This is a genomic window from Alteromonas sp. MTD1, assembly GCF_042848195.1.
GTDB lineage: Bacteria > Pseudomonadota > Gammaproteobacteria > Enterobacterales > Alteromonadaceae > Alteromonas.
In genome coordinates, this window is record NZ_BTGG01000001.1 from 168,987 (window position 1) to 193,712 (window position 24,726).

28 protein-coding genes are annotated in these 24,726 nt (G+C 43.5%); 18 read left to right on the top strand and 10 right to left on the bottom strand.

All coding sequences use genetic code 11. The annotated features are described in order from the left end of the window. Positions 1–65: 65 nt before the first annotated feature. Positions 66–686, bottom strand: coding sequence for a Maf family protein (locus tag ACGHAV_RS00705; protein WP_390375082.1), 621 nt, complete (start codon positions 684–686; stop codon positions 66–68). Between the two features lie 153 nt (positions 687–839). On the opposite strand from ACGHAV_RS00705, the gene yceD reads away from it, so the two are divergent. From yceD to ACGHAV_RS00775, 14 genes are all read left to right on the top strand, one after another. Beyond that, positions 840–1,373 carry a 23S rRNA accumulation protein YceD gene (yceD, locus tag ACGHAV_RS00710; protein WP_390375085.1) on the top strand — a complete coding sequence of 178 codons (534 nt, stop codon included), beginning with the start codon at positions 840–842 and terminating at the stop codon, positions 1,371–1,373. A gap of 3 nt (positions 1,374–1,376) precedes the next feature. Next, positions 1,377–1,547 (top strand): 50S ribosomal protein L32, encoded by a 171-nt coding sequence (gene rpmF / locus ACGHAV_RS00715; RefSeq protein WP_012518206.1) that lies wholly within the window; start codon positions 1,377–1,379, stop codon positions 1,545–1,547. A 15-nt stretch (positions 1,548–1,562) separates the two neighbouring features. After that, positions 1,563–2,588 carry a phosphate acyltransferase PlsX gene (gene plsX, locus ACGHAV_RS00720; protein WP_390375090.1) on the top strand — a complete coding sequence of 342 codons (1,026 nt, stop codon included), beginning with the start codon at positions 1,563–1,565 and terminating at the stop codon, positions 2,586–2,588. Further along, entirely contained in the window at positions 2,585–3,550 is a 966-nt protein-coding gene (locus tag ACGHAV_RS00725; RefSeq protein ID WP_334015189.1) for a beta-ketoacyl-ACP synthase III, read from the top strand. The genes plsX and ACGHAV_RS00725 overlap by 4 nt, the downstream gene beginning before the upstream one ends. Positions 3,551–3,612: 62 nt before the next feature. Continuing rightward, positions 3,613–4,539, top strand: a complete 927-nt coding sequence (gene fabD, locus ACGHAV_RS00730) for an ACP S-malonyltransferase (protein WP_390375094.1) — start codon at positions 3,613–3,615, stop codon at positions 4,537–4,539. A gap of 12 nt (positions 4,540–4,551) precedes the next feature. After that, positions 4,552–5,292: a 3-oxoacyl-ACP reductase FabG gene (fabG, locus tag ACGHAV_RS00735; RefSeq protein WP_390375097.1), complete on the top strand. Its 741-nt coding sequence runs from the start codon at positions 4,552–4,554 to the stop codon at positions 5,290–5,292. 199 nt (positions 5,293–5,491) lie between these two features. Then, positions 5,492–5,731 (top strand): acyl carrier protein, encoded by a 240-nt coding sequence (acpP, locus tag ACGHAV_RS00740; protein ID WP_334015192.1) that lies wholly within the window; start codon positions 5,492–5,494, stop codon positions 5,729–5,731. A 79-nt stretch (positions 5,732–5,810) separates the two neighbouring features. After that, positions 5,811–7,049 (top strand): beta-ketoacyl-ACP synthase II, encoded by a 1,239-nt coding sequence (gene fabF / locus ACGHAV_RS00745; protein ID WP_390375101.1) that lies wholly within the window; start codon positions 5,811–5,813, stop codon positions 7,047–7,049. Positions 7,050–7,159: 110 nt separating this feature from the next. Continuing rightward, the gene (pabC, locus tag ACGHAV_RS00750) at positions 7,160–8,077 is read left to right on the top strand and encodes an aminodeoxychorismate lyase (protein ID WP_390375104.1); all 918 of its coding nucleotides are present in this window, start codon (positions 7,160–7,162) and stop codon (positions 8,075–8,077) included. After that, positions 8,077–9,093: an endolytic transglycosylase MltG gene (mltG, locus tag ACGHAV_RS00755; RefSeq protein WP_390375107.1), complete on the top strand. Its 1,017-nt coding sequence runs from the start codon at positions 8,077–8,079 to the stop codon at positions 9,091–9,093. The genes pabC and mltG overlap by 1 nt, the downstream gene beginning before the upstream one ends. Before the next feature lie 75 nt (positions 9,094–9,168). Continuing rightward, entirely contained in the window at positions 9,169–9,807 is a 639-nt protein-coding gene (tmk, locus tag ACGHAV_RS00760; RefSeq protein WP_390375110.1) for a dTMP kinase, read from the top strand. Continuing rightward, positions 9,791–10,690 carry a DNA polymerase III subunit delta' gene (gene holB / locus ACGHAV_RS00765; RefSeq protein WP_390375113.1) on the top strand — a complete coding sequence of 300 codons (900 nt, stop codon included), beginning with the start codon at positions 9,791–9,793 and terminating at the stop codon, positions 10,688–10,690. The genes tmk and holB overlap by 17 nt, the downstream gene beginning before the upstream one ends. Positions 10,691–10,737: 47 nt before the next feature. Further along, the gene (locus ACGHAV_RS00770; protein ID WP_390375116.1) at positions 10,738–11,517 is read left to right on the top strand and encodes a TatD family hydrolase; all 780 of its coding nucleotides are present in this window, start codon (positions 10,738–10,740) and stop codon (positions 11,515–11,517) included. 26 nt (positions 11,518–11,543) lie between these two features. After that, positions 11,544–12,101 carry a pyridoxamine 5'-phosphate oxidase family protein gene (locus ACGHAV_RS00775; protein WP_390375119.1) on the top strand — a complete coding sequence of 186 codons (558 nt, stop codon included), beginning with the start codon at positions 11,544–11,546 and terminating at the stop codon, positions 12,099–12,101. Between the two features lie 89 nt (positions 12,102–12,190). Here the strand turns inward: ACGHAV_RS00775 and ACGHAV_RS00780 are convergent, their stop codons facing one another. Beyond that, positions 12,191–12,823, bottom strand: a complete 633-nt coding sequence (locus ACGHAV_RS00780; protein WP_390375122.1) for an SDR family oxidoreductase — start codon at positions 12,821–12,823, stop codon at positions 12,191–12,193. A 225-nt stretch (positions 12,824–13,048) separates the two neighbouring features. Beyond that, positions 13,049–14,872 (bottom strand): M2 family metallopeptidase, encoded by a 1,824-nt coding sequence (locus tag ACGHAV_RS00785; protein WP_390375125.1) that lies wholly within the window; start codon positions 14,870–14,872, stop codon positions 13,049–13,051. A 581-nt stretch (positions 14,873–15,453) separates the two neighbouring features. Here ACGHAV_RS00785 and ACGHAV_RS00790 point away from each other — a divergent pair. Then, positions 15,454–15,813 (top strand): DUF4870 domain-containing protein, encoded by a 360-nt coding sequence (locus ACGHAV_RS00790; protein ID WP_334015202.1) that lies wholly within the window; start codon positions 15,454–15,456, stop codon positions 15,811–15,813. Positions 15,814–15,943: 130 nt separating this feature from the next. Here ACGHAV_RS00790 and ACGHAV_RS00795 read toward each other — a convergent pair whose 3' ends face one another. Beyond that, positions 15,944–16,315: a YchJ family protein gene (locus ACGHAV_RS00795; protein ID WP_390375128.1), complete on the bottom strand. Its 372-nt coding sequence runs from the start codon at positions 16,313–16,315 to the stop codon at positions 15,944–15,946. Positions 16,316–16,540: 225 nt separating this feature from the next. After that, positions 16,541–16,954, bottom strand: coding sequence for a deoxyguanosinetriphosphate triphosphohydrolase (locus ACGHAV_RS00800; protein ID WP_390375131.1), 414 nt, complete (start codon positions 16,952–16,954; stop codon positions 16,541–16,543). 285 nt (positions 16,955–17,239) lie between these two features. Here ACGHAV_RS00800 and ACGHAV_RS00805 point away from each other — a divergent pair, with 285 nt between their 5' ends. Continuing rightward, the gene (locus ACGHAV_RS00805) at positions 17,240–17,671 is read left to right on the top strand and encodes a YqaA family protein (RefSeq protein WP_390375134.1); all 432 of its coding nucleotides are present in this window, start codon (positions 17,240–17,242) and stop codon (positions 17,669–17,671) included. Here ACGHAV_RS00805 and ACGHAV_RS00810 read toward each other — a convergent pair. The 5 genes from ACGHAV_RS00810 to ACGHAV_RS00830 form a co-directional block, all read right to left on the bottom strand. After that, positions 17,668–18,339, bottom strand: a complete 672-nt coding sequence (locus ACGHAV_RS00810) for a sulfite oxidase heme-binding subunit YedZ (protein ID WP_390375137.1) — start codon at positions 18,337–18,339, stop codon at positions 17,668–17,670. The genes ACGHAV_RS00805 and ACGHAV_RS00810 overlap by 4 nt on opposite strands. Positions 18,340–18,447: 108 nt before the next feature. After that, positions 18,448–19,455 (bottom strand): protein-methionine-sulfoxide reductase catalytic subunit MsrP, encoded by a 1,008-nt coding sequence (gene msrP, locus ACGHAV_RS00815; protein WP_390375140.1) that lies wholly within the window; start codon positions 19,453–19,455, stop codon positions 18,448–18,450. 261 nt (positions 19,456–19,716) lie between these two features. Further along, positions 19,717–21,060, bottom strand: coding sequence for an anti-phage deoxyguanosine triphosphatase (locus tag ACGHAV_RS00820; protein ID WP_390375143.1), 1,344 nt, complete (start codon positions 21,058–21,060; stop codon positions 19,717–19,719). A gap of 17 nt (positions 21,061–21,077) precedes the next feature. After that, positions 21,078–21,677 (bottom strand): 5'-deoxynucleotidase, encoded by a 600-nt coding sequence (gene yfbR, locus ACGHAV_RS00825; RefSeq protein WP_390375146.1) that lies wholly within the window; start codon positions 21,675–21,677, stop codon positions 21,078–21,080. A 1-nt stretch (position 21,678) separates the two neighbouring features. Further along, entirely contained in the window at positions 21,679–22,899 is a 1,221-nt protein-coding gene (locus tag ACGHAV_RS00830) for a pyridoxal phosphate-dependent aminotransferase (protein ID WP_334015210.1), read from the bottom strand. Between the two features lie 272 nt (positions 22,900–23,171). Between ACGHAV_RS00830 and ACGHAV_RS00835 the strand changes: the two genes are divergently transcribed. Continuing rightward, entirely contained in the window at positions 23,172–23,966 is a 795-nt protein-coding gene (locus tag ACGHAV_RS00835; RefSeq protein WP_334015211.1) for a DUF2189 domain-containing protein, read from the top strand. Between the two features lie 420 nt (positions 23,967–24,386). After that, complete coding sequence (locus ACGHAV_RS00840) at positions 24,387–24,716, top strand: hypothetical protein (RefSeq protein WP_390375150.1); 330 nt, start codon at positions 24,387–24,389, stop codon at positions 24,714–24,716. The last annotated feature ends 10 nt before the right edge of the window (positions 24,717–24,726 follow it).

Below are 24,726 nucleotides of genomic sequence, written 5' to 3' on the forward strand. Positions count from 1 at the left end.
CAGTCCATCACGCCCGTTTCAGTATATTAATTGCACCGCACCTGAAGCTATTCGTTTTTTAGCAACTAGCTAACAGCTAACATCAGTAAATCAACATCGAAATGGGTCGATAAAAGGTCGTTAAGCAACATAACGGGTAACCCAACTAAACTATTTGGATCACGACTTTCGATTTTATCGAAAAGTAATACACCCATTCCTTCGCTTTTAAAACTTCCTGCACAATCTAGCGGTTTTTCTTTCCTTACATAGGCACCCAGCGCTTCATCACTGTTATAACGAAAGAAAACACGAGTTTCATCAACTTGGCTCACTGTTTTACCACTAGCGACATGATGAAGGCAAAGTGCGGTATAAAAAGAGACTTGCTTCCCCTGACACATTTTGAGTTGTGCGACAGCGTTTTCTTCAGAACCTGGTTTACCCAGTAAACGTGGGCCGTTTTCAGTTTCGACAAGTGCTACCTGATCGCTGCCAATAATAATACAGTTCTTAGCGGCGTCACCTAGCTCACGTGCCACTTTTTCAGCTTTTTGCTGTGCAAGACGCAAAGAAAGGGCGGTAGGCTGCTCATTGACCATGGGGGTTTCATCAATTTCTGGTGCGTGAGTCTCAACGTTTATGCCTATATTCGCTAACAGCTTTTTTCGATATTGAGAAGAGGATGCAAGCACAAGAGTAGTCACGAGAACTCCTTTTAGAAAATCAATATGTTGCAGGTTCTGCATTTATAGGGCAATGTTACATTATCACTACCTTTGACGAACAGTGTTTTATTCGCTGTTTAAACGTAATTTTGCTTTGACACAAAGGGGTTGACGCTATATCATGCGCGCCCTATGCAGAAAGTGAAACTCCCTCATTCGGTTGAACCGACTAAAAGTGCCATGAAACGTTCCGACTATCGGGGCGTGATTGCGTCTAAAGATATGGAACGATTGAGCGAGGCAGTTGTCCGATGCAGTGATTATGTGGACGCAGAAGTACAGTTCGAAAAAGACGCGCAGGGTCTTACTGTCTTTCACGGCCACTTAGCCACGCAGGTAACACTTATCTGTCAAAGGTGTAATGGTGAACTTGAATACCCCGTGGAAGCGGAATTCTGTTTTACTCCAGTGCAGGGAGAAGAACAGGAAAGCGACGACATCATTCCCGAGGCTTATGAGCCGGTAGAGGTCAACGACCACGGAGAAGTTAATCTGCTTCAAATTTTTGAAGACGAGCTACTATTATCATTGCCAATTGTGCCCCTTCATGCAGAGTCGGAGTGTACAGTGAAGCAAGACGATATGTCGTTTGGAAAGATTGAACCGGAACAGGAGCGACAAAACCCTTTCGCGGTTTTGAAAGAACTTAAGCGAGACCAGGAGTAAGTTATGGCAGTACAACAAAATCGTAAAACGCGTTCTAAGCGCGGTATGCGTCGCTCACACGATGCATTGACAGGCGCGACTTTGTCTGTCGATTCAACGTCGGGCGAAACTCACCGTCGTCACCACGTGACCGCTGACGGTTATTACAAAGGCAAGAAGGTAATCGGCGCTTAAGTCGGCGACTACATTTTGTCTACACTAACCATCGCGTTAGATATCATGGGGGGCGATCATGGTCCCCCTGTTATCCTATCTGCAGCCATCAAGGCTATCCAACTTCATCCCGATGTGAATTTTACACTTTGTGGCGATGAACAAATTATTAATGCTGGAATTCAATGCCTAACCGAAACAGAGCGTAGCCGCGTTATTGTTAACCATTGCTCGCAAGTAGTGGAAATGGGCGAAGCACCTACATCAGCATTAAGACACAAAAAAGATTCTTCCATGCGCCGGGTTATCGAACTTGTTGAAAGTGGCGATGCCAATGCATGTGTAAGCGCAGGGAATACCGGTGCGCTGCTTACGCTGTCTTTCTATTTACTGAAAACACTTTCAGGTATTGATAGACCAGCGCTTATTAATATGATGCCAACAACAGGCCATCATAATGTCTTCCTGCTCGACCTTGGTGCTAATGTTAACTGTACGCCTGAAATATTGTTTCAATATGGCGTGATGGGCTCGGTACTTGCACAAGAAGTTGCGGGCATTGCATCGCCACGAGTAGCACTGCTTAACGTTGGTGAAGAAGACATAAAAGGAAATGCGCAGGTAAAATCTGCCGACCAGCTATTTAAAGACGCGCCAGGTATTAATTACATTGGATATGTTGAAGGTGATGATATTTTCACCGACCACGCCGATGTGGTTGTTACTGATGGCTTCACTGGAAATGTGGCGCTTAAGTCTAGTGAAGGTTTAGCGAAACTCGTGATAAACGAGGTAAAACGCCAGTCACAAAAAAATTTCTACACGCGATTACTCGCGAAAATTGCTTTCCCATTACTGAAATCTATCTATAACAGCGTGAACCCCGACCAGTATAACGGTGCGAGTCTGATAGGATTGCGCGGCATTGTTATCAAGAGTCATGGAAATGCACAAAAAGACGCCTTTTATTACGCCATAGTGCAAGCAATGAAAGAAGCGAAAATGCATTTACCGGAAAAGATAAAAACAAAGATAGAAACGGTATTGTTGGAGCAGCTTTGAGCAAATATTCACGCTTTATAGGAACAGGTAGCTATTATCCCAGTGAAGTACGTACAAACGCCGATTTAGAAGTAATGGTAGATACCAGTGATGAGTGGATCACTGATCGTACGGGGATTAAAGAACGACGCATTATTGGAGCAGACGAAACCGCTGCTACCATGGGTGCAGAAGCCAGTAAAAAAGCCATCGAGATGGCTGGCATCGACCCGAAATCTATCGACATGATTGTGTGCGCAACCACGAGTGGTCGCTATGCGCTTCCCAGCACAGCATGCGAAATTCAACGTATTTTAGATATAGACGGCATCCCTGCATTTGATGTTGCTGCGGCATGTGCCGGTTATTGTTATGCGCTAAGCGTGGCCGACCAATACATTAAGTCTGGCATGGCAAAGCGTATTCTTGTTGTTGGTACCGATTGCTTAAGTCGCTTGGTTAACCCTGAAGATCGTACCATGGTCATTTTATTCGGTGACGGCGCGGGCGCTACCATCATAGAAGCCAGTGACGAGCCTGGAATTTTATCCACGCATATCAATGCATCAGGGTCGCACGGCGACTTGTTATACGTAGGTAATCCAACCCGAGGTGATGAACAGTCAGTACACGAAAACTGGGGCGTAATGCGCGGCAACGAAGTGTTCAAAGTGGCTGTTACCAAGCTGTCGGAAGTGGTTGAAGAAACCTTGGCCGCTAACGGAATGCAAAAATCTGATCTTGACTGGTTAGTACCACACCAAGCAAACTTTAGAATTATTAAAGCTACCGCGAAAAAGCTTAATATGTCATTAGATCAAGTGGTAATGACACTAGAGCAGTATGGCAATACGTCTGCCGCAACCGTGCCAACTGCGTTAGATACGGCTATTCGCGACGGCAGAATACAACGCGGACAGCATTTATTACTAGAAGCCTTTGGCGGTGGATTTGCGTGGGCATCAGCACTGGTGCGCTACTGATACAACTTTACCTACTGGTTCTTTTGTTTCTAGAAAACAATTAAAAATAATAAGGAATCTACATGACGAAGACAGCCTGTGTATTTCCAGGGCAGGGCTCACAAAGTGTGGGCATGCTAAAAGAGCTGGCAGAAAGCTCTCCTGTTATAGAAGCGACGTTTAAAGAAGCGTCAGACGCATTGGGCTATGACCTTTGGGAACTCGTTCAAAACGATGCTGAGGGTAAGATTAATGAAACGCATATCACGCAACCTGCATTACTTGCGGCAAGTGTGGCCATTTGGCGCGTTATTCGTGAAAACGGTATTGAAGTAAGCTATTTAGCAGGCCATAGCTTGGGTGAATACTCTGCTTTGGTATGTGGTGGCGCAATGGACTTTGCCGACGCAATTAAGTTGGTTGAAGCACGCGGAAAATACATGCAAGAAGCTGTTCCAGCCGGAGCAGGTGCCATGTACGCCATTATTGGCCTAGACGATGCTGCTATAGCAGATATATGCCAACAAACAGCCATTGCAACTGGCGACGTGGTTGCTCCAGTGAATTTTAACTCACCTGGACAAGTGGTAATTGCCGGTGAAAAACACGCTGCAGAGCAAGCTGCCAATGCATGTAAAGAGGCTGGTGCTAAGCGAGCATTGCCGCTAGCGGTAAGTGTTCCGTCGCACTGTGAATTAATGCGCCCTGCTGCAGACAAGCTAGAAGAAGCGCTATCTTCTTTAAATGTTCACGAACCTGCAATCAACATCGTTAATAATGTCGATGTGACCATTGAGACACAAGGCGACGCAATTAAGAATGCGTTAGTAAGACAACTTTATTGTCCAGTTCAATGGACTCGCACTGTTGAGTACTTGGCGGCAGCTGGGGTTGAACGTGTTATTGAAATAGGCCCAGGCAAAGTATTAACGGGGCTTAATAAACGTATAAATAAGGGCTTAGAGTCTCTTGCAGTCAATACACCTGAGGGTGTGGAAGCACTAAAATAATAAGGAAACGCAATGAGTCAATTAGACGGTAAAATTGCGCTTGTCACAGGCGCGAGTCGTGGTATCGGTAAAGCTATCGCGACACAGCTTGCACAGCAAGGTGCGACAGTCGTTGGTACCGCAACAAGTGAAAATGGCGCAGACGCAATTAGCAGCTATCTTAGCGAGTTTGGTGGAAAAGGCTTAGCGCTTAACGTTACTGACAAAGACAGCGTAGATAACGCTGTTAAAGTTATCACTGATGAATTTGGTGCTATTGATATTTTGGTAAATAATGCCGGTATCACCCGCGATAATTTGCTAATGCGTATGAAAGATGACGAGTGGCAAAGTATTATCGACACAAACCTAACATCAATTTTTACCCTTTCAAAAGCAGTACTTCGTGGAATGATGAAGAAGCGCTTTGGCCGTATCGTAAATATTGGTTCAGTTGTAGGAAGTGCCGGTAACGCTGGTCAGGCTAATTACGCTGCTGCAAAAGCAGGGGTTATTGGTTTTTCTAAATCTATGGCTCGTGAAGTAGCATCACGCGGCATTACCATTAACGTTGTTGCACCAGGTTTTATCGATACTGACATGACAAAAGCACTGTCAGACGACCAACGCGAAGCCATTTTCAAAGATATCCCGGCTAACCGTTTGGGCGAACCTGATGAAATTGCGGCCACTGTTGCCTTTTTAGTGAGCAGTGGTGCTGCCTATATTACAGGCGAAACTATCCATGTAAATGGTGGAATGTATATGGGTTAAATTCGCAAAAATTGCGAATTTTCCTTAGTTTGGGGTGGTATTTACCCGAACTTGGATGTAAAAATAGTATTTTACGAATTTGGAACGTCGCTGGTTTGACCAGAAAATTTGTTTAAACTGGAGCTTGCAAGGGCTCACCTTGCAAAATAAACTAGCGGCAACTTTATTATCTAGTGACGTTTAAGGGAAACCTAGAATTATGAGTAACATTGAAGATCGCGTTAAGAAAATTATCATTGAACAACTTGGCGTGAAAGAAGAAGAAGTAAAAGCAGAAGCTTCATTCGTTGACGATTTAGGCGCTGATTCACTTGACACAGTTGAGCTAGTAATGGCTTTGGAAGAAGAATTCGATACTGAGATTCCTGACGAAGAAGCAGAAAAAATTACTACAGTTCAATCTGCAATTGACTACATCAACGCTAACAAAGACGCATAAGTCTTAATTAGCGACAAAACGGCTCTACTACAGAGCCGTTTTTGTTTCTCCTACCTTAGTTCCAAAGCGAGGGCTTTTTGTGACAAAACGTCGCGTAGTGGTTACTGGTCTTGGAATGCTTTCACCATTGGGTCTTAATAGCGAAGACACATGGCGCAAATTGCTCGCAGGCGAGAGCGGCATTGGTGAAATCACTCACTTCGATTGCAGTAACTATTCAACCCGTTTCGCAGGTCAGATTAACGACTTTGACCCGCAGGAATATATCGAAAAGAAAGAAACCAAGAAAATGGATCGCTTTATCCAGTTGGGTATTGCCGCTGGTAAGCAAGCGCTGGCCGATTCTGGTTTAACCGTTACCCCTGACAACGCACACCGCGTTGGACTGGCCATAGGTTCGGGTATTGGTGGGTTAGAACAGATTGAACAAAATCACACCAAACTGATGAACAGTGGCCCCAAAAGGGTTTCTCCTTTCTTCGTACCATCTACCATTACCAATATGATTTCAGGCTTTCTTTCTATCATGGAAGGTTTGAAAGGCCCTAACTTAAATGTAGTTACAGCATGTACTACTGGCGTTCACAATATTGGTATTGCTGCGCGTACCATCGCTTATGGCGATGCAGACGCCATGCTAGCTGGCGGTGCAGAGGCATCAATTACTCCTTTAGGTATTGCAGGCTTTGCCGCTGCGCGTGCGTTGTCATCAAGAAATGATGATCCGCAGGCAGCAAGCCGTCCATGGGACAAAGACCGTGATGGTTTTGTTATGGGCGAGGGCGCTGGCGTGGTAATGCTAGAAGAGTATGAAGCTGCAAAAGCACGTGGTGCTACCATTTATGCTGAGCTTGTTGGTTTTGGCATGAGTGGCGACGCGTACCATATGACTTCACCACCAGAAGATGGCGAAGGTGCGGCAGCGTCTATGCAAAATGCTATTAATGACGCGCAGCTAAATGCCACTGATATTGGTTATGTAAACGCCCATGGCACTTCCACTCCAGCAGGTGATGTAGCTGAAGTTGCTGCGGTAAAACGCGTATTTAACGAGCACGCTTACAAGCTACTCGTTAGCTCTACTAAGTCGATGACAGGTCACCTTTTAGGTGCTGCAGGTTCTGTTGAAGCAATATTTACCATTTTGGCGTTACGAGACAAAATGGCACCGCCAACAATTAACTTAGACGAGCCAGGCGAAGGCTGCGACTTAGACTTTGTTGCAAACAAAGCTAAACCGTTTAGCGAAGAATACGCGCTTTGTAATTCGTTTGGTTTTGGTGGCACTAACGGGTCGCTTATATTCAAGCGTCTGTAAAAAGCCATTAAATTGATTAGAAAGGCAGCGAATTCGCTGCCTTTCTTGTTTGCATCGTGCAACTTGGTATACTCAAAATCATTGTGATTAGTATGGTTTTTTATTAGGTAGTGAAAATAGTCAGCAGCGACGCGCCCATTTTGCAAAGTGACAGAGCATATAATTATGGTGATGGCGTTTTTACTACAATTCGAGTTTTAAACCACACTCCCGAGCTTTTGCCTTGGCATCTTTCAAGGCTGTCTTACGACACTTCTGCACTAGGTATCCACATAGACATAGAGCGCTTGCAAAGCGCAATAATTGCTTTTATTGCCGAACAGCGCGAAAAGATTAGACAAAACGCCGATGACCATACAAACGATGTTCATGAAAATGATGCTGATAAAAATGAACATCAAGATAATGGTCAATACGTGTTAAAAGTGCATATTTCAGGTGGCGAAGCGGGTAGAGGCTATGCCCGTGATCAATCCCAACCTTCTTTAGTACGCTTGTCGGTGCATGCCTACCCGAAACATTATGACGCTATGCGGCAGCGAGGTATCAACGCTATTAGTGCAAATACAGCGTTAGCAATTCAGCCTGTCCTTGCGGGTATTAAACACATGAACCGGCTTGAACAAGTGCTTATTAAGCGAGAAGTTGAAGAAGCAGGCGCTGACGACGCTATTGTTTGTGATACCAACGAAAACCTTATTGAGGCCAGCGCGGGAAACCTTTTCTTTTTTGCAAATGGGGCATGGTACACACCGTCTTTGAAAGGAAGTGGTGTGAACGGTGTGGTAAGACAATGCTTGGTACAAGGCTTGTTAAACGACAATGTAACGTTGAATGTAGGCGAATATTCACTAGAGCACCTAAAAGCGGCTCAGGCTGTAGTTATTACCAATGCATTAATGGGTATTATGCCCGTTAGTTCGGTGACATTTCACGATAGCACCACCGTGAGTTATGCTATAGAGCACGCCGAAATAGAATATTTAAATAAACTGTTACACGCGAATAAACAGGCAAGGACGCTTTAATGAAACGATTTCTATTTCTGGTTTTAGGCTTTGTCTTTACCAGTGCATTGGGTACAGCATGTGCTGTGATCTATTTGTCTAAAATAGTAAACGCTCCGCTGTCGATACAATCTGAGTCTTTGTTTGTTATTGAGCAAGGCAGTAATGCCTATCGCACGGTAAAACAATTGCGCAACAAAGCTTATTCAGACATACCACCAATGGTTGCAAAAGTGTGGCTTAAGTTTTTTGCCACAGACACATCGGTAAAGTCAGGCACCTATGCACTTGCGCCAGGAGATTCCCTAGTGGACGTGTTTACACGCTTTACCAAAGGCGAGGAACACTTGTTCAGTGTTAGTTTAGTAGAGGGGCTCACACTCAAACAGTGGTTAGAAACGTTAAAAGCACACAATAACATCCAGTTTGATATAGATGACAAGACACTACGCCAAACCACAAATACAAACGCCGATTGGTGTTGCCAAGCGATTAAGCACAATGAAGGTTTGTATTTAGCCGATACGTATTTCTTCACTAACAATACCAAAGCCAGCGCTGTGTTGGCTCGAGCGCATGAAGCGCTTATCGCTTTCGTTGATGAGCAGTGGCAGCAACGTGCCCTTGATTTACCAATAAACACGCCTTACGAAGCGCTTATTCTGGCCAGTATTATTGAAAAAGAAACCGCTGTGCCTGAAGAAAGAAGTCGCATAGCTGGGGTGTTTGTAAACCGGCTTAATAGCAATATGAGACTACAAACCGACCCTACAGTTATCTACGGTATTGGCGATAATTTCGATGGTAATATTACCCGTAAGCACCTACGCACGCCAACGCCCTACAATACCTATGTTATAAAAGGTCTTCCGCCCACGCCTATTGCTATGGCGGGTAAAGCGGCGATAAAGGCAGCTTTACAACCGCTGGATACAGATGAGGTGTATTTCGTTGCCAAAGGCGACGGCAGCCACCAATTTTCGACAACACTGGAAGCACACAACGCAGCTGTGAGAAAATACCAGCTAAAACGCTAGCGAAGACCACGATAATATTGTGGCAAAACCGTGTTATCGCGAACTATTACGTATTATTGAGAACAAAGAATTATTATGCGCGGAAAATTTATTGTAGTTGAAGGTCTTGAAGGCGCAGGCAAAAGTTCTGTTATCGGCCTAATTAAAGAGACACTACGAGCAGCAGGAAAGCAGGTAGAGCAAACCAGAGAGCCTGGTGGTACACCTATGGCAGAAGCCATTCGCGATTGTGTTAAACACGATTGGAACGAAAATGTGGCAGAAGAAACCGAATTACTTCTTATGTATGCGGCCCGTGTTCAACTGCTTACCAACCGTATTTTACCTGCGCTTGATAATGGTGCTTGGGTTGTAGGCGATAGACATGACTTGTCGTCTCAAGCCTACCAAGGTGGTGGCAGGGGAGTAAGTGCCCAAACAATGCGTGCCATAAGCGATATTGCCTTAAATGGGTTCAAACCCGATTTAACGATTTACCTTGATGTTGAACCCGCGGTGGGGCTAGAGCGAGCGCGCGGCCGCGGTGAGTTAGACCGTATAGAGCAGGCTGGTTTGGCATTTTTTGAGAGAACCCGCGAGCGATATTTAGAACTTGCAGGCCAAGACGACAGCATAAAAGTAGTAAGTGCAATGCAAGATATGCAAAGCGTACACAAAGCGGTTTTAGATGAGATTACGTTGTATTTAAGCAGCCAAAATGAGGCAACTGCGTAATATGTTGCCTTGGTTTTCTAACATATACACGGGGCTTATGCAGCGATACCTAGACGCAAAGCTTCATCATGGCTTGTTATTAAGCGGTCCGCGTGGAATAGGAAAATACCAATTGGCGCAGTCGCTCAGTTTTACTTTACTTTGCAAACAGCCAAGTGTTAACGGACCGTGCGAAGCTTGCCAAAGTTGTCATTTGCGCCAGGCAGGAAATCACCCTGATTTTCATATTTTAGAAAGCGAGAAGCAGCTAGGCGTTGATAAAATTCGTGAAGGCATAGCGAAACTTTCCGGTACAGCGCAAATGAGCGGGAACAAAGTGTTGCTAATTCCCGACGCTCATACCATGACTGAAGCGGCGGCAAACGCGTTACTCAAAACCTTGGAAGAGCCTACAGACAATACGTATTTAGTGCTTATTACCGACAGTATGAATAAGCTTATGCCCACCATTCTGAGCCGCTGTGAAAAGCACATTCTGGCGTTACCGTCTACACAGGAAAGTGTGAACTACTTGGCCTCAAAGGGCGTAGAAGATGCCAGTGAAGCTTTATTAAAGGCTTATGGTGGTGCGCCTTTAAGAGTTGAAGAAGCGTTGAAGGGCGGTGATGACTTCAGTTACCGAGATTTCACTGACGGTTTTCAAGCGTTGTTAGCCGGCTCGCCAGATTTTCAGGCACAAACGTTAGCCAATAAGTGGCAGGATAGCGCTATTCAAGTTGCACAATGGTGCCAACAAATTGCGCAACAAGATTATATTCAAAAACAACAACCCAGCGACTTTACGCGTTATTCAGCGTGTATAGAGGCGGTAAAAACGCTTCAACACCCAGGTGTTAACAAGTCTATGGTGTTGTTTGGGTTATTAAAACAATTCCAACGCTAGTGTTTTATTTTCACCCACTAGCATCAAGTTATTAGTAAAGGTACATTTTGTTCGTAGATTCTCATTGTCATTTAGACCGCTTAAAGCAGGGCCCTGAGGTGCTTGCAGAAACATTAGATTTTGCCCGCACACGAGGCGTTGAACACTTTCTATGTGTTTGTGTTTCAGTAAACGATTACGACAGTATGCTGGAAACCGTTAAACACTTCCCTGATGTGTCTGTGTCGTGTGGTGTTCATCCTCTTCATCAAGACGATGCATGTTCATATGAAGAGCTGTTAGAGAAAGCACAGCAAGACGAAGTGGTTGCAATAGGTGAAACCGGATTAGACTATTTTTACAGCCCAGAGAGCAAGGCTGTTCAGCTGACGTCGTTTGTTGACCATATTAAAGTGGCAAATGAAACAAATAAGCCGTTAATAATACACACGCGTGATGCACGTGACGACACTATTAACTTACTAAAAGAGCATAAGGCACCGCATACCAAAGGGGTGCTTCACTGTTTTACCGAGTCACTAGAAATGGCACAAGCTGCTATTGAAATGGACTTCTACATTTCAATATCAGGTATTGTTACGTTCAACTCGGCGGATGAACTGCGCGACGTAGTGAAAGCTATCCCTCTTGAACGTTTGCTTATTGAAACTGATTCGCCGTGGCTTGCACCAGTGCCGCATAGGGGCAAACAGAATCAACCTGGTTACGTAGTGGAAGTAGCAGAATTTATTGCTGAGCTAAAAGGTGTATCGGTAAAAGAGCTTGCTCAAATAACCACTAAAAACTTTTACGACTTGTTCTCGCTTGCTAAAAAGCAAGCGGCATAGAAGCAACATACTGAAGGGGACGCGCTATGCCGCAGTGGAGACAAGGACTGACTAAAAGTTTACATCAAACGCGCAGCATGCCTGAAAGCCGCTATGTGCAGTTAGCTAGTGTGGATGAAAGCGGGTTTCCCCATTGCCGTACCGTGGTTTTTCGGGGTTTGACAGACAATAACGAGCTTGTCGTGATATCCGATACACGTTCTGAGAAATATCAACAACTATTAAAACGCCCTCAAGCACAGGTGTGTTGGTACTTTTCGAAAACGCGAGAGCAGTATCGTTTTACATGTAATGCCACAGTGTTAACGGCGCAACAGGACGAAACGCTTGTTCGCGAACAGTGGAATAAATTGTCAGACGCTGGAAAAAAACAGTTCTTTTGGGGTGAGCCTGGAACACCAAGACATGATTCCGCAGCGCTTCAAGTTGAAGGCGATTTCAAACATGCGCCGGAACACTTCTGCGTGATCTTACTTGCCATAGAAACCGTCGATTACTTGTATTTGCGCGGTAACCCTCAAAATAGAGAATGGCATGAGAAAAATAGCGAAGGTAATTGGGTGTGTCAGGCACTCATTCCCTAATGCTCACGCCACTAAAAAACAGTTGCATAGCTAAAAGAAAGCCCCTGAAGAGGGGCTTTCTTTTTTCTTAGTAAGTGAAACGAGCAACGTTAGAACGCATTTGATATTGGTGTAGCGCCTTTAAATAAGTGTGTCACAATGTTTTCACTACCAGCATGATTAACACTTTCTACAATGGCCGTTGCCACGTCTTCACGAGGTATAACCGCATCACTTCTATTAGTTGGCATTTCAGTGCTGACTAAGTGAGTACCCGGTTCGTTTAAAAGTGTGCCGGGGCGCAGAATGATATGGTGTAAACCACTATTAATTAAGTGCTCGTCTGCCATATGCTTAGCAACGAGATAAGGCTTAATGGGTGATTCAATAGCATCTGGATCATCAGCCCCAATAGAGCTAACCATTACAAATTTTGGCACCTTTGCTTCTTTCGCATAGTTAATTGCATTTCGCGCAGCCCATAGGTCTATCATAATGGTTTTATCAGCGCCTGTATTCCCGCCAGAACCTGCAGTAAAGACAACCACATCGATATTGTTGAAGTGCGATGAAAAGTCTTCTTCTAAGTCTTGTTCTATCACGGTGAGATTTGCATCATTGATATCACTAAGTTTATCTGGTGATCTTACAGGTGCTTTTACATGGTGACCTGCCTCTAGCAGTTTACCTGTAGCCTGTTTACCAATTTGACCTGATGCGCCAATGACAAGTACGTTGGCCATAATTCTATCCTCCTTGTATTTGTATGTACCCATTGTTATGGCGCACAAGCTAATTCGATCAAACTTTGCGATGAAATGTCGATTGTCTCGCTCGATGACATAAACCTGCAACGCCGCTAACAAATACGAAAAACTAGGGATACAAAATAAAAAAACCTCGCCAGAGCGAGGTTTTTAAACTTATCTTTGTTTTAGCTATTGTAGCCGTCTACCAGCCTCAGCCAACTACCAGCCACATTGACGTGTAGCATTTTGTTCGTCTAACCAAGATTTAAGCGGAGCAAAGTAAGCTGCAATTGTGCTTGCATCCATTTCAGGTGAACCTGTAAGCGTTTCTAGTGCATTTTGCCATGGCTGGCTCATGCCCATTTCAAGCATGTCGTTCAGCGCTTTACCCGCTTCTTCACTACCATAGATAGAGCAGCGGTTAAGCGGGCCCTCATCACCAGCAATATCACAAAGTGCTTTGTGGAATTGGAATTGAAGAATATGCGCAAGGAAGTAACGCGTATACGGTACATTCGCAGGAACGTGGTATTTTGCACCTGGGTCGAAAGCATCAGCATCGCGTGTTACTGGCGCCATTACACCTTGATACTTTTCTCGTAGTTCCCACCATAAATCATTGTACTGTTCTGGCGATACTTCACCTGCAAGTACTTTCCAGCGCCACTGATCAACCATTAGACCAAATGGAATAAAGGCAATTTTATCAAGCGCTACCTGCATCAACATACCGATATCGTTTGATGCGTCTGGTATCTCGTCAATCAAGCCAATTTGCTTCAAATATTTTGGCGTAATTGAAAGGGCAATTGTGTCGCCAATGGCTTCGTGGAAACCGTCATTCGCTGAGCCTCTGTACAGCAGTGGTTGGTCTTTGTATGCGCGTTGATAGTAGTTGTGACCAAGTTCGTGGTGAATAACGTTAAACTCTTCGCCAGTTTTTTGGATACACATTTTGATGCGAAGGTCGTCCTTGTCATCTAGGTCCCACGCTGATGCATGACACTGTACGTCTCTACCTTCCGGTTTTTGAAACATTGAGCGTTCCCAAAATGTTTCAGGTAGTTCTTCAAAACCTAGAGAAGAGAAAAATGATTCCGCCTGTTTAACCATAGCAACTTCATCGTAGCCCTGTGCATTCAATGCAGCTGTCACATCTGGTACTTTCATTTCTTGCTGAGGCTTCACAATGTCGTAAACATTACCCCAAGTTTGCGCCCACATATTGCCTAGCAAGTGCGCAGGAATTGGCTTATCTTGTGGAACTACATCTTCGCCATAGTGCTCACCAAGCTTTGCGCGTACATGACAGTGTAGTGACTCGTAAAAAGGCTCTACTTGAGACCATAAACGATCAAGCTCTTTAGGGAATTCTTCCGCAGGCATGTCGTATTTACCGCGCCAAAGTTCGCTCACATTAGCAAACCCAAGCTCAGCAGCGCCTTCGTTGGCAAGTGACACTTGCTCTGCATATAGAGGCGCCATTGGTTTAGACACCTCTCGCCAACCTTTCCAATATTCTAGAAGCAAATCTGCATCACGCACTGTGGCCATTTCGCCACTCATCTCTACTAAGCTTTTGCAGGTGCCGTCTTCTCGACAATACTCACCCGAGCCATACATTGCGCTTAAATCTGAACCTATTTTTGCTAAACGCTCGGCTTTAGCTGCGTCTGCTGGCGGTGGCATAGTTAAGCCATTTTTTAATAGATCCAATTGACGACGCGTATCTGCATCTACTTCAACGTCATTAAATTTAGCCGCTTCTTTCGACAGTTTGGCTACTTTGGTTGATAGCACTTCATTAAAGTAGGCGCTTACGGCTGCAGTGTCGTAATTGATGTTTGTAGCATAGCTCCAAGCAGCATGAGCGGCAGGAACCTGCATTTTTTCAATATCGCGCTGTGCGTTGTCTAAGAATGCTTCAGCATCTGCTGCGGTAAGTGTTGGTGCAGTAACTGGCGCTTCTTTGGAGGTTTCGTTACAACCCAAAAGTGAAACGCTTACAAGAGCAGCAAGTAGCGTGCGTTTATGCTTAATCATTGTTTGTCCTTCGTTATTCTGGTTTTACTGCGATGTATACACAGAGACATGTCAGATTCATTGTGAGACGGTATTGGACATTTGTAAACAAAATCACGTGCTGTTACTGCTAAATGGCGTAAAGCTGAACAAGCAATGAAGAAATGATAAACAAAGTGTTACAAACTAAGCGGGCAAGAAGGTAGAAACAATGGGTTGGTTATTGAATTATTGCGCTCATATAAATATCAACTAAGCGCTTTGTTATTGCACTTTTACAATGTTGGGCTTTAGCAACGCGTCACACCAATAATTTTCGAAAAGGATATTTTAATGAAAACCTTCCTTCGGTGTCTCTTAGCATTAGTTTTTCTAGCTATAGCTATTGCCTGTTACAGCAGAGGCTTTGCATCTGGTGCTTTTGTATTTGTGCTTTTGGGTATTGTTTTTGAAGCGGCATTTTGGCTGCGTTTATTCCCAATTAAACGAAGAAGTGAGAGCGCTAAATAATGCATGTTTATATTTAAAGTGGTACAAAATAGTTTGGATAAAACAACTTCCACAAGTAATGTGCATTTTGCACTTATAAAGGATTAACAAAAATGGAAAACAACATGTATTGGGGAATGAACGAGCGTACATACTGTACAGTTATTCACTTAAGCCAACTTGCTAGCATCATTGCTCCTGGTTTGGGGCTTATACTACCTATAGTGATGTGGGTGGTGAATAAAGACCAAAGTGAACGTATAAATCAGCACGGGCGCGTAACAGCAAATTGGATATTAAGCCTTGTTGTTTATTCAATTATTTGCACAGTGCTGGCGTTTGTACTTATTGGCTTTATCGGCTTTGCCATTTTAGGTTTGCTTAACTTGATATTCGCAATTGTAGCGGCAATGAAAGCTAATAACGATGAATTATGGGTTTATCCACTTAGTATCACGTTTTTCAAGTCTTAGACTGCCCGCGCTACACCCATAAACATTAGCAGCTTGCTAACCAGACGTGTTAATACCGTCATTATTTAGCCGCCCTTTATTCAGGCGGCTAAATGAGTTTTCTTCAATATTTAGTAAGTGTGTTTAGTCTCTAACGTGCTTTGGTCGCGCAACACTGTTTGAATTTCTTAGTGCTGCCACATACACAGGGTAGATTACGCCCGTATTTCACTTTTCCGCAGTCATCAAATAATTCGCCATCATGGTAACGCCATGCGCCGTCTTCTTTTATAAAACGAGAAGACTCATGGAGTTGATACATTGCTTTGTTTTCAAAATAGTAAGCAGTAAATTCAACTGTATCTTCAGAGGGTGTTGCATTTATTTGAAGCGCAAACCATGTTGCGCCTTCGGCACTGCTTTTTAATGCGTCAGTACTTAACGACTGCTGTTTGTCTTTCGAATAGGTTTTTAATATGTAGTCAAAGTTTGCCGTTGCATAAGCAGAAAACCGTGAACGCATAAGTTGTTCGGCAGAAGAGGGGAGAGACTTACCAGTTAAATATGGCTCACAACATTTCTCGTACGGGAGAGATGAGCAACAATAACAGCGCATACTTTATACCATTAGGTTTAGATAAACTGACTAATAGTATAAAGCGGTATGTGGTGCTACCCAACTGTTTTCAAAACGTCTTAAACCAAAGATTACAGCGAAAAGTAAAGCTATAAAATGTTGGTGCTTTACTTACCAAGGCCCAACAGCAACATCTTGCTGTTGTTCGCCTGCATCAACGCGAACGTTAACTAAACTTACTGAGTAAAGCTCACATAGCTTTCTAATCATTTCGCTGTCTGTTGGCTGTAAATCAAGATCGATATTCTCAACATATAACGTTTTACACTGACCACCGGTGATAAGCTTACTGATCCACTGAGGCACTTTCTCTTTTTCAGGTTTCTGTATGCGGATTGCATGGTTTACATCCTTCGAGAACGACACTGAGTTTGCTAACAAATAATTCCAACCTCTTCCTTCTTGGCTTTTGCCGTTTCGGCCTTGGCCATCTCTAGGGAACCCTTCAAAAGGAAGAGGAAGCTGTACAACATTTGAAACCGAAGTGCGTAGTGCATTAAATCGAGAAACTGATGATGTGTTCATGGCAATACTCTTTATACAGGTTTTTCTATTAACTGTTTATCTATACAGTGTGTATGGGTATACAGTATTACCGGATGGTAGTTTTTGCAAGTACTTCGTTGCATTTTTTTTGAACACATCAAAGTTTTTTTTGGTAACTTATTAATATATTTGCGTTTTTATTTTGTACTTAGCTGTCTTTAGATATTCAAACATCTTAAAATTAACTGCGTTTGTTCTATTACTGACATACGTGCACAGTATGGGTATGTGAGAAAGTAGCTATTAATGATGAGAGAGTGCTAATTGATTAGTTTTGTAACGCTCGGGTATGTGGGCATGTTCTTAGCTGCTTTTTTAGCAGCAACCATTTTGCCGTTTAGTTCTGAAATTGTTTTAGTCACATTATTAAGCAATGGTCTAACGCCATTTCTTCTTCTTACATCTGCATCAATAGGTAATGTGCTGGGCGCGCTTTTAAATTATTTATTGGGTTTTCGTTACGGAAAGCATCTTGCGTCAAAATGGTTAAGAATAAGCGATACATCGTTCAGCAAAGCTGAGCATTATTTTGCGCGATGGGGTAAGTGGAGCCTACTGCTTTGTTGGGTACCTGTTATTGGCGATCCAATAACGTTGGTTGCTAGCGTTTTACGCTCTAACTTCTGGTTTTTTCTTTTATGCGTGGCCGTTGGAAAAACAGCGCGTTATGCCGCGCTGGTTTATTTTCTTTCTTAAACTACGGCTGCTTCCTTCTTTCGCTCTCTTTCTTTCGCTCTTTCTTTATGATGTTTTCGCTTTTTAATATATGCCGTCAAACGAGGCCACATAACCTGTAAACCCAAAAGCCAATACCAAATAGGCTCTTGCCAAAAGGTTTTTTGAGACCAGCTGAAGTGCAGAAGCGTGAGAGGAAGAATAAGGTAAATGGTATTGTGCAGCTTTTGCCATTGCTTTCCCATTTTTCGCTGTATGCACTTAAATGACGTTAGCGTTAGCGCAAGTAAAAGCAGCAGTGCAAACATACCTACAATAATATACGGGCGACTTACCAGCTCGCTTGCTATAAGCGACATGTCTAATTGAAGTTCAAACAATAAATAAGTGCTCAAATGTGCACAGGCATACACGAAGGCGTAAATGCCAATGAGTCGCCTAAACTGAATGGGCTCTGGACTTGGTAACCATTTTGCTAGAGGGCTAAGCGTTAGTGTGGCTAATAAAAAATAGATTGCCCATATTCCCGTTTCATTTATTAATGTGTCTACGGGGTCGGGGCCAAGATTGTCGGTTATGCCGGCAAAGAAAAGCCACACAATATAGCCCAAGGCAAAAAAATGAACGGCAGCTTTTGTGCTACGTCTCTGCCATACCGACATTCTAAAAGGTTTTTTGAAAACAGGCATACTGCTCCTGAAAATTGCATTAATACGAATTGGATAATCCATAACGTTAATGCAATTAAGTTAGACAGATTTTATATCTTAGTCATTTAAACAACATTTATTAAAAGACTAATAGAATCGAGACAAATCCATTCCTGCATACAGGCTAGCTACCTCGCTATAGCCGTTGAACATTTGTGTATCTATGCGATTACGTGCAAGAAGACCACCCGTAGTTATTCGACGTTCACTTGCTTGGCTCCATCTAGGGTGGTCAACGTTTGGATTTACATTGGCGTAAAAACCATATTCATTTGCTGCAAGCCTTCTCCATGTTGTTGGCGGCTCTTTGTCTGTAAGACGAATGCGAACAACAGATTTAATACTCTTAAAACCGTATTTCCAAGGTACTACAAGACGTATTGGTGCGCCGTTCTGTGGAGGTAGTGTTTTACCATACAGGCCAACAGACATTAACGTAAGCGGATGCATTGCTTCGTCAATGCGAAGCCCTTCAATATAGGGGTAGTCAATGCCGCCACCCATAAATCGGCTGCGTTGCCCTGGCATTTGTTCTGGATCGTATAAGGTTTCAAAAGCCACATATTTTGCTGACATAAGCGGGTCTGCTTGCTTTATAAGTGCTGCAAGCTCAAAACCAACCCAAGGTACAACCATTGACCAGGCTTCTACGCAGCGAAGTCGATAGATGCGCTCTTCAAGTGGAAAACGTGAAAGTAGGGCATCGTGATCGATAACGAAGGGCTTTTTTACCAATCCATCCACTTTCAGCTGCCAAGGCTTGGTTTGAAAGTCGGACGCATTTTTAGCTGGCGCATCTTTAGACGTGCCAAACTCATAAAAGTTGTTGTAAGTAGTAACCTTGCTTTCAGGTGTTCGCGTTTCGTTTATCTGATATTCAGGTGGCGTTGAGAACGATAAAGGTTGACCAGAAAACGCGGCTTTTTCTTTTTCATCTTCCCAAAACCAGCCAGCAGCATTCGCTGACTTGGCAAGCAACGTTGAAGCCCCAACAAACCCCATAGACTTAAGTAACTTGCGTCTATTCATGTACACGTTTTCATCAGTTACGTGGCTTTCATTCAGATTTACCGAGGGTTTATAGGGCTTGGGCATGTTTTACCTTCCTTACTTCTCATCACTTGCGAACCTGCTGCAGGCCGTTACGAGGTGCATTCATTTATAGCGTTTAAGCTAATTACGAAAATAACGGCATATTGGGTCGATGCTAATGTTGCTTCTATGAGTTATAAGACCTTGTAAAAACGTTTTTACTTTCAATTAAATCAGTGTTTTTGACTTACAGCACAAGAAAGTGTGGGGTAGTCAGAGTAAAAGAGCGTCTTTGACTAGTCTAGAAAGGTAAACCGCCTGCTTTTACATATGAAAGCCGTCTTGAATACCGCCTTGTTTAGGTGAAAAGATACTTGCATACAGTCGTGTTGCGAACTCGTCGGTCATACCTGAGATGTAGTCGGCGAGTACGCGCATGCCGTTTCCAGCATCTTGTTCATTACGCCAGCGAACTTGCGTGTTCTCTGGCAGCAATCGAGCGGGGTCAGAGGCGAACGCTTCAAACAGTTCCATAACCACTAACTGGCCCTTGTATTCAAGCAGTTGTACGTCTGGACGACGAATGACTTTTCTAAACACAAATCGCTTGAACAGCTCAAGAGCTTCTGCAAAGTGGTGTGGCATGGTGGCATTAAACGCAAGCAATGGATGCTCGAAGCCATCTACGCCTTGAATTTCAATAGCGGTTATAAAACTGTTCACCAACGCGCCTATTGCGTTTTTTCTTTCGTGATGTTGCGAACTAAAAAGTTTGTTGGTAAGTGCTTCAATATTTTTCGAGAGCCATGGTACATCAAGGGCCTTAATTGGAAGCGTTACATCGTCTACAAAATGATGCTTGTGAACCATGTCCATTACAATAGCATCTTCTAGGTCGTGAATGCCGTAGGCAATGTCGTCAGACAATTCCATAATTGAGCAATCGAACGATTTAAACTGGGTTTTACTGTGGCCGTTTTGCTTTGCATTAAACTGCATAAATCGCTGTTTATCATTGTGGCTAAACGGCGCTAGAATCCAATCAAACAAGGGTTCATCACAACGAAAAATACCCTTCGGAGGATGCCATTCATCAGCTTTGACTTGTCGAAGCGAGGCAGGGCGCGCTGGCATTGCCATATTGCCGTGTAATGTGTCTAAGAAATTAGGATATTTCACAAGCCCTAGCACACTGCGACGACATAAATTCATGCCGTGCTCTGCTGTGTAGGGCTCTAATTTCGAGATAATACGAAACGTTTGTCCGTTGCCTTCAAAGCCTCCATGACTGTGCATCATATAATGCAGTGCAATCTCGCCACCATGTCCAAAGGGAGGGTGACCAATGTCGTGGGCTAGGCAAAGTGTTTCAATAAGCGTTGCATCTAGGGCGAGCGTTTCAGCTACATCCGGAAACTTACCACAAAGTTGTGCGGTTATACCTGTACCTATTTGAGCTGCTTCCAACGAGTGAGTTAGCCGGGTTCTATAAAAATCACTCAGCCCTACACCAAGCACCTGTGTTTTTGCCTGTAGCCGGCGAAAGGCTGCACTGTGCAAAACCCTTGCTTTGTCACGTTGATATGGGTTGCGGTGATCGCCATCGCGATTTTCACTGCGTGGTAAACGTCTTTCCTGTAGAGCTTGTTCCCATTTTGATGCAGTCACAATTCAGTCCTTCGCTTTTACATCTCATCAAGGGTTATTTCATCTAAGCTTAGCGAGAAGCTTGGTACGTAGCGCGTTAAGAAATAATCTACCTCGTCAGAATGGTAGTCTTTAAGAATTTTATCTAAACGCTTTTTAGCAAGCTTAAACTCCTGATTACCAGCTGCAAGCTCTTCAAGGGTTTTTAAGTAAGCACATAGCACATCAGCGGCTTTTACTATGAATGCTTCTTCTTCACTGTGGTAGTGGTGATCGATTAACGCGGCGTAGTCTTCGCGAAACGCTTCTGGCGCCATTTCAATAAGCTTGTTTTCCGCTATTTTTTCTATCTTTTTATATTCTTCTTTAATGGCTGGATTAAAGTACTTAACGGGAGTTGGCAAATCGCCCGTTAATACTTCTGATACATCATGAAACATGGCCATAGTAGCAATACGGTCGGGGTTTAACGTGCCATTAAAGAATTTGTTTTTAATCAAGGCAAGAGCGTGGGCTACCATCGCTACTTGAAGGCTATGCTCTTGTACGTTCTCTGTTCGCACATTGTGCATTAGCGGCCAACGATTTATAAGCTTCAGTCGTGCTAAGTGCGCAAAAAAATGACTTCTATCAGACACACTATGCCCCTTGCTTATAATGTCTAAAGAAGTTGCCTATACGATGAAGTGCGGGCACTAAAATGTCGCTGTGTGGTAAAAACACTAAGCGAAAATAAATACCTTCGTTCAAATTAAAAGCACGGCCGTGAACAAGCAGTATTTTCTCAGAACGTAACAGGTCTAACACCATCTGTTCGTCGTTATGTATGTTGAATTTCTTTTCATCTACACGGGCGAAGCAGTACATGGCCCCTTGAGGTTTAACGCAGTGTATGCCGTCTATGCCATTAAGCATATCGGTTGTGACGTCTCGCTGAATACGTAATCGTCCGTTTTCTTTTACCAAGTCATCAATACTTTGATAGCCACCCAGCGCGGTTTGAATTGCGCTTTGACAGGGCACGTTGGCGCACATACGCATAGACGACAAAATATTTAAACCTTCTATGTAGTCTGATGCTAAACGCTTGTTTCCGCTTACAACTAACCAACCCGAACGAAAGCCTGCAACACGGTAGTTCTTGCTCAACCCGCCGAACGTCACAAAAAACACGTCATCTGCTAACGATGCAATGCTGGTATGTTTTGCACCGTCGTACAAAATTTTATCGTAAATTTCGTCACTGAAAACCACCAAGCCGTGTTGGCGAGCAATTTCTACTATTTCCTGTAGCAATGCCTCATCGTAAACCGCGCCCGTGGGGTTATTAGGGTTAATCAGCACAATGGCGCGAGTTTTACTCGTAATTTTACTTTTAATATCGTCGATATCTGGGAACCAGCCCGCTTGCTCGTCACAGCGGTAATGAACTGGTGAACCTGAGGAAAGGCTTACCGCAGCTGTCCACAACGGATAGTCAGGGCTTGGAATAAGCACCTCATCACCATGATTAAGCAGCGCCTGCATGGCCATCATAATGAGTTCAGACACACCATTTCCTATGTACACATCGTCTACGCGGATATTTTTAATATTACGCTGTTGATAGTACTGCATTACCGCCACACGGGCGGCGTAAATACCGGTTGAGTCAGAATACCCTTGAGATGTGGGAAGGTTATGTATGACGTCTTTAACGATATCGTCGGGGGCTTCAAAACCAAATGGGGCAGGGTTGCCAATATTCAGTTTAAGGATCCTATGCCCTTCGTCTTCCATTTTCCTAGCTTGTTCAGCTATAGGACCGCGTATGTCATAACAAACGTTATCTAACTTGTGTGAGCGTGATACTGGTTTCATGGTCTATCTGGTTGATTTACATACCCTGAGATTATCGCAAAGCGCATCACTATGCGATGTCAATTTAGCCATTTAGGGGAAGATATGTGCGTATTTTTTGTTGAATGTTTGTTTTTTGCACGATAAAGGTGATAAAGCTTTCGATTTGGCCTTAAGAATAAAAATAATGTTAATGACTTGTGAACTTTTCATTCTGCGCCTATCGTAGTAGTAAGGCGTGTACAAAAAATACGCCAGTAATAGGCTAGCTAACAGGCAGAGGTGATTAATATATGTCGCACCATTTTAAAGAAACTCCTGAAAACGCGATTACGCAAAGCGGAATTGCTAGAGTTATACCATGTAAAGAATTAGATATTGGAGACCCTATAAAATGGTTGTCTCTTGCATTACGTGATGCCATGCGCGCACCGGGGTTAACCGTTTTCTACGGCGTTTTGTTTGCTGTAATACCTTGGTTTGTGATGTATCTTGTTGCGATGACAGGGTGGCACCTTGTTATATTGCCCGCCATTGTTTGCTTTATGCTTGTTGGTCCGTTCTTGGCTGCGGGTCTATATGATGTAAGCTGGGAAATGGAAAAGGGGCATAAACCCACGCTTCGCCATTCTTTGCGCGCAATGCGTCGCAACGCTACCAATGAATGGGGCTTTGCGCTATTGCTGATGGTGATGATGATATTCTGGTTAAGAGTTGCTTCCATTATACATGCACTTTATCCACCGTATATCGACACAGATTTGGAAAGTCTTCTTCCATTCCTAACGCTTGGCACTATTGTTGGCGCTGTCTTCACGGTTGCTATGCTGTTCGTTACAGCTTTTACTCAGCCTATACTAATGGAACGAAAAGTAGATTTAGCAACGGCTGTGCTTACCAGCGTGAATGCGGTTTGGGTTAATAAGGTGCCTATGCTTATTTGGGGCGCAATTATATTTACTACCGTTGCTATTGGCTTTATCACTGGCTTTGTTGGTTTTATCGTTCTTATGCCCATTATTGGCTATGCGTCATGGCATGCTTACATTGATGCGATAGAAACGAAGCGTGAGCGTAAGTACGAATAAGGAAGTTTAATTACATATTGAGGGTTTGAATACGCGTTTTTCAAGCTTAGTGTGTTAATTATTTTGTTAAAATTACAGTTTTAAGGCTCCTTTGGGAGCCTTTTTAGTCTTTAGTATTATATTTGTTTTATATAAAAAGCCGTTTTTATATCTACTTTTGCAATATAGAGTTTACAAAACTTCAATTAATTCAGACGTTTAATTAGTTAAAGGTTTTGTAACATCCTGATTTACCTACTGTTTACCACCTCTGTACAAAGATTAAACAATAAAGCGCCGCGTTTTGTTCCATAACTAATATGCACCCAACGAGTTACGTAGGGCTTATTCAGACCTACTTAAAAAGTTGTGTGCATCACTAATGAGTTTGCCACAACCATTTTTTCTTAGTTATTAGGAAGACACAACGAGGAAGATATCATGAAACGATTAACCACAATTTTATCTGCAACAGTGCTAACGGTTTCTATTGCATCTAGCCAAGCTTTCGCAGCTGTATCTGAGCAAGGCGTGCGCTTTGTAGGTGAAACCCAGTTTGCAGGCTTTTGTAAAGCTGTAATTAATGATGACATTAAAGTACTGCGTTCAAGTTTATCCAGAAATGTTGGTCGCATTGGTGCAAGTCAGCGTGAAGTGCTTCGAATGGTTACCGCCGAAGAAGGGCTAACTTGTAATGGAAGTAGTCTTATAGAGTTCTCTGTAGAGCGTGATGCTACAGCAGTACTTGAATACCTGACGTCTCGCAGTTAATGATTAGTGC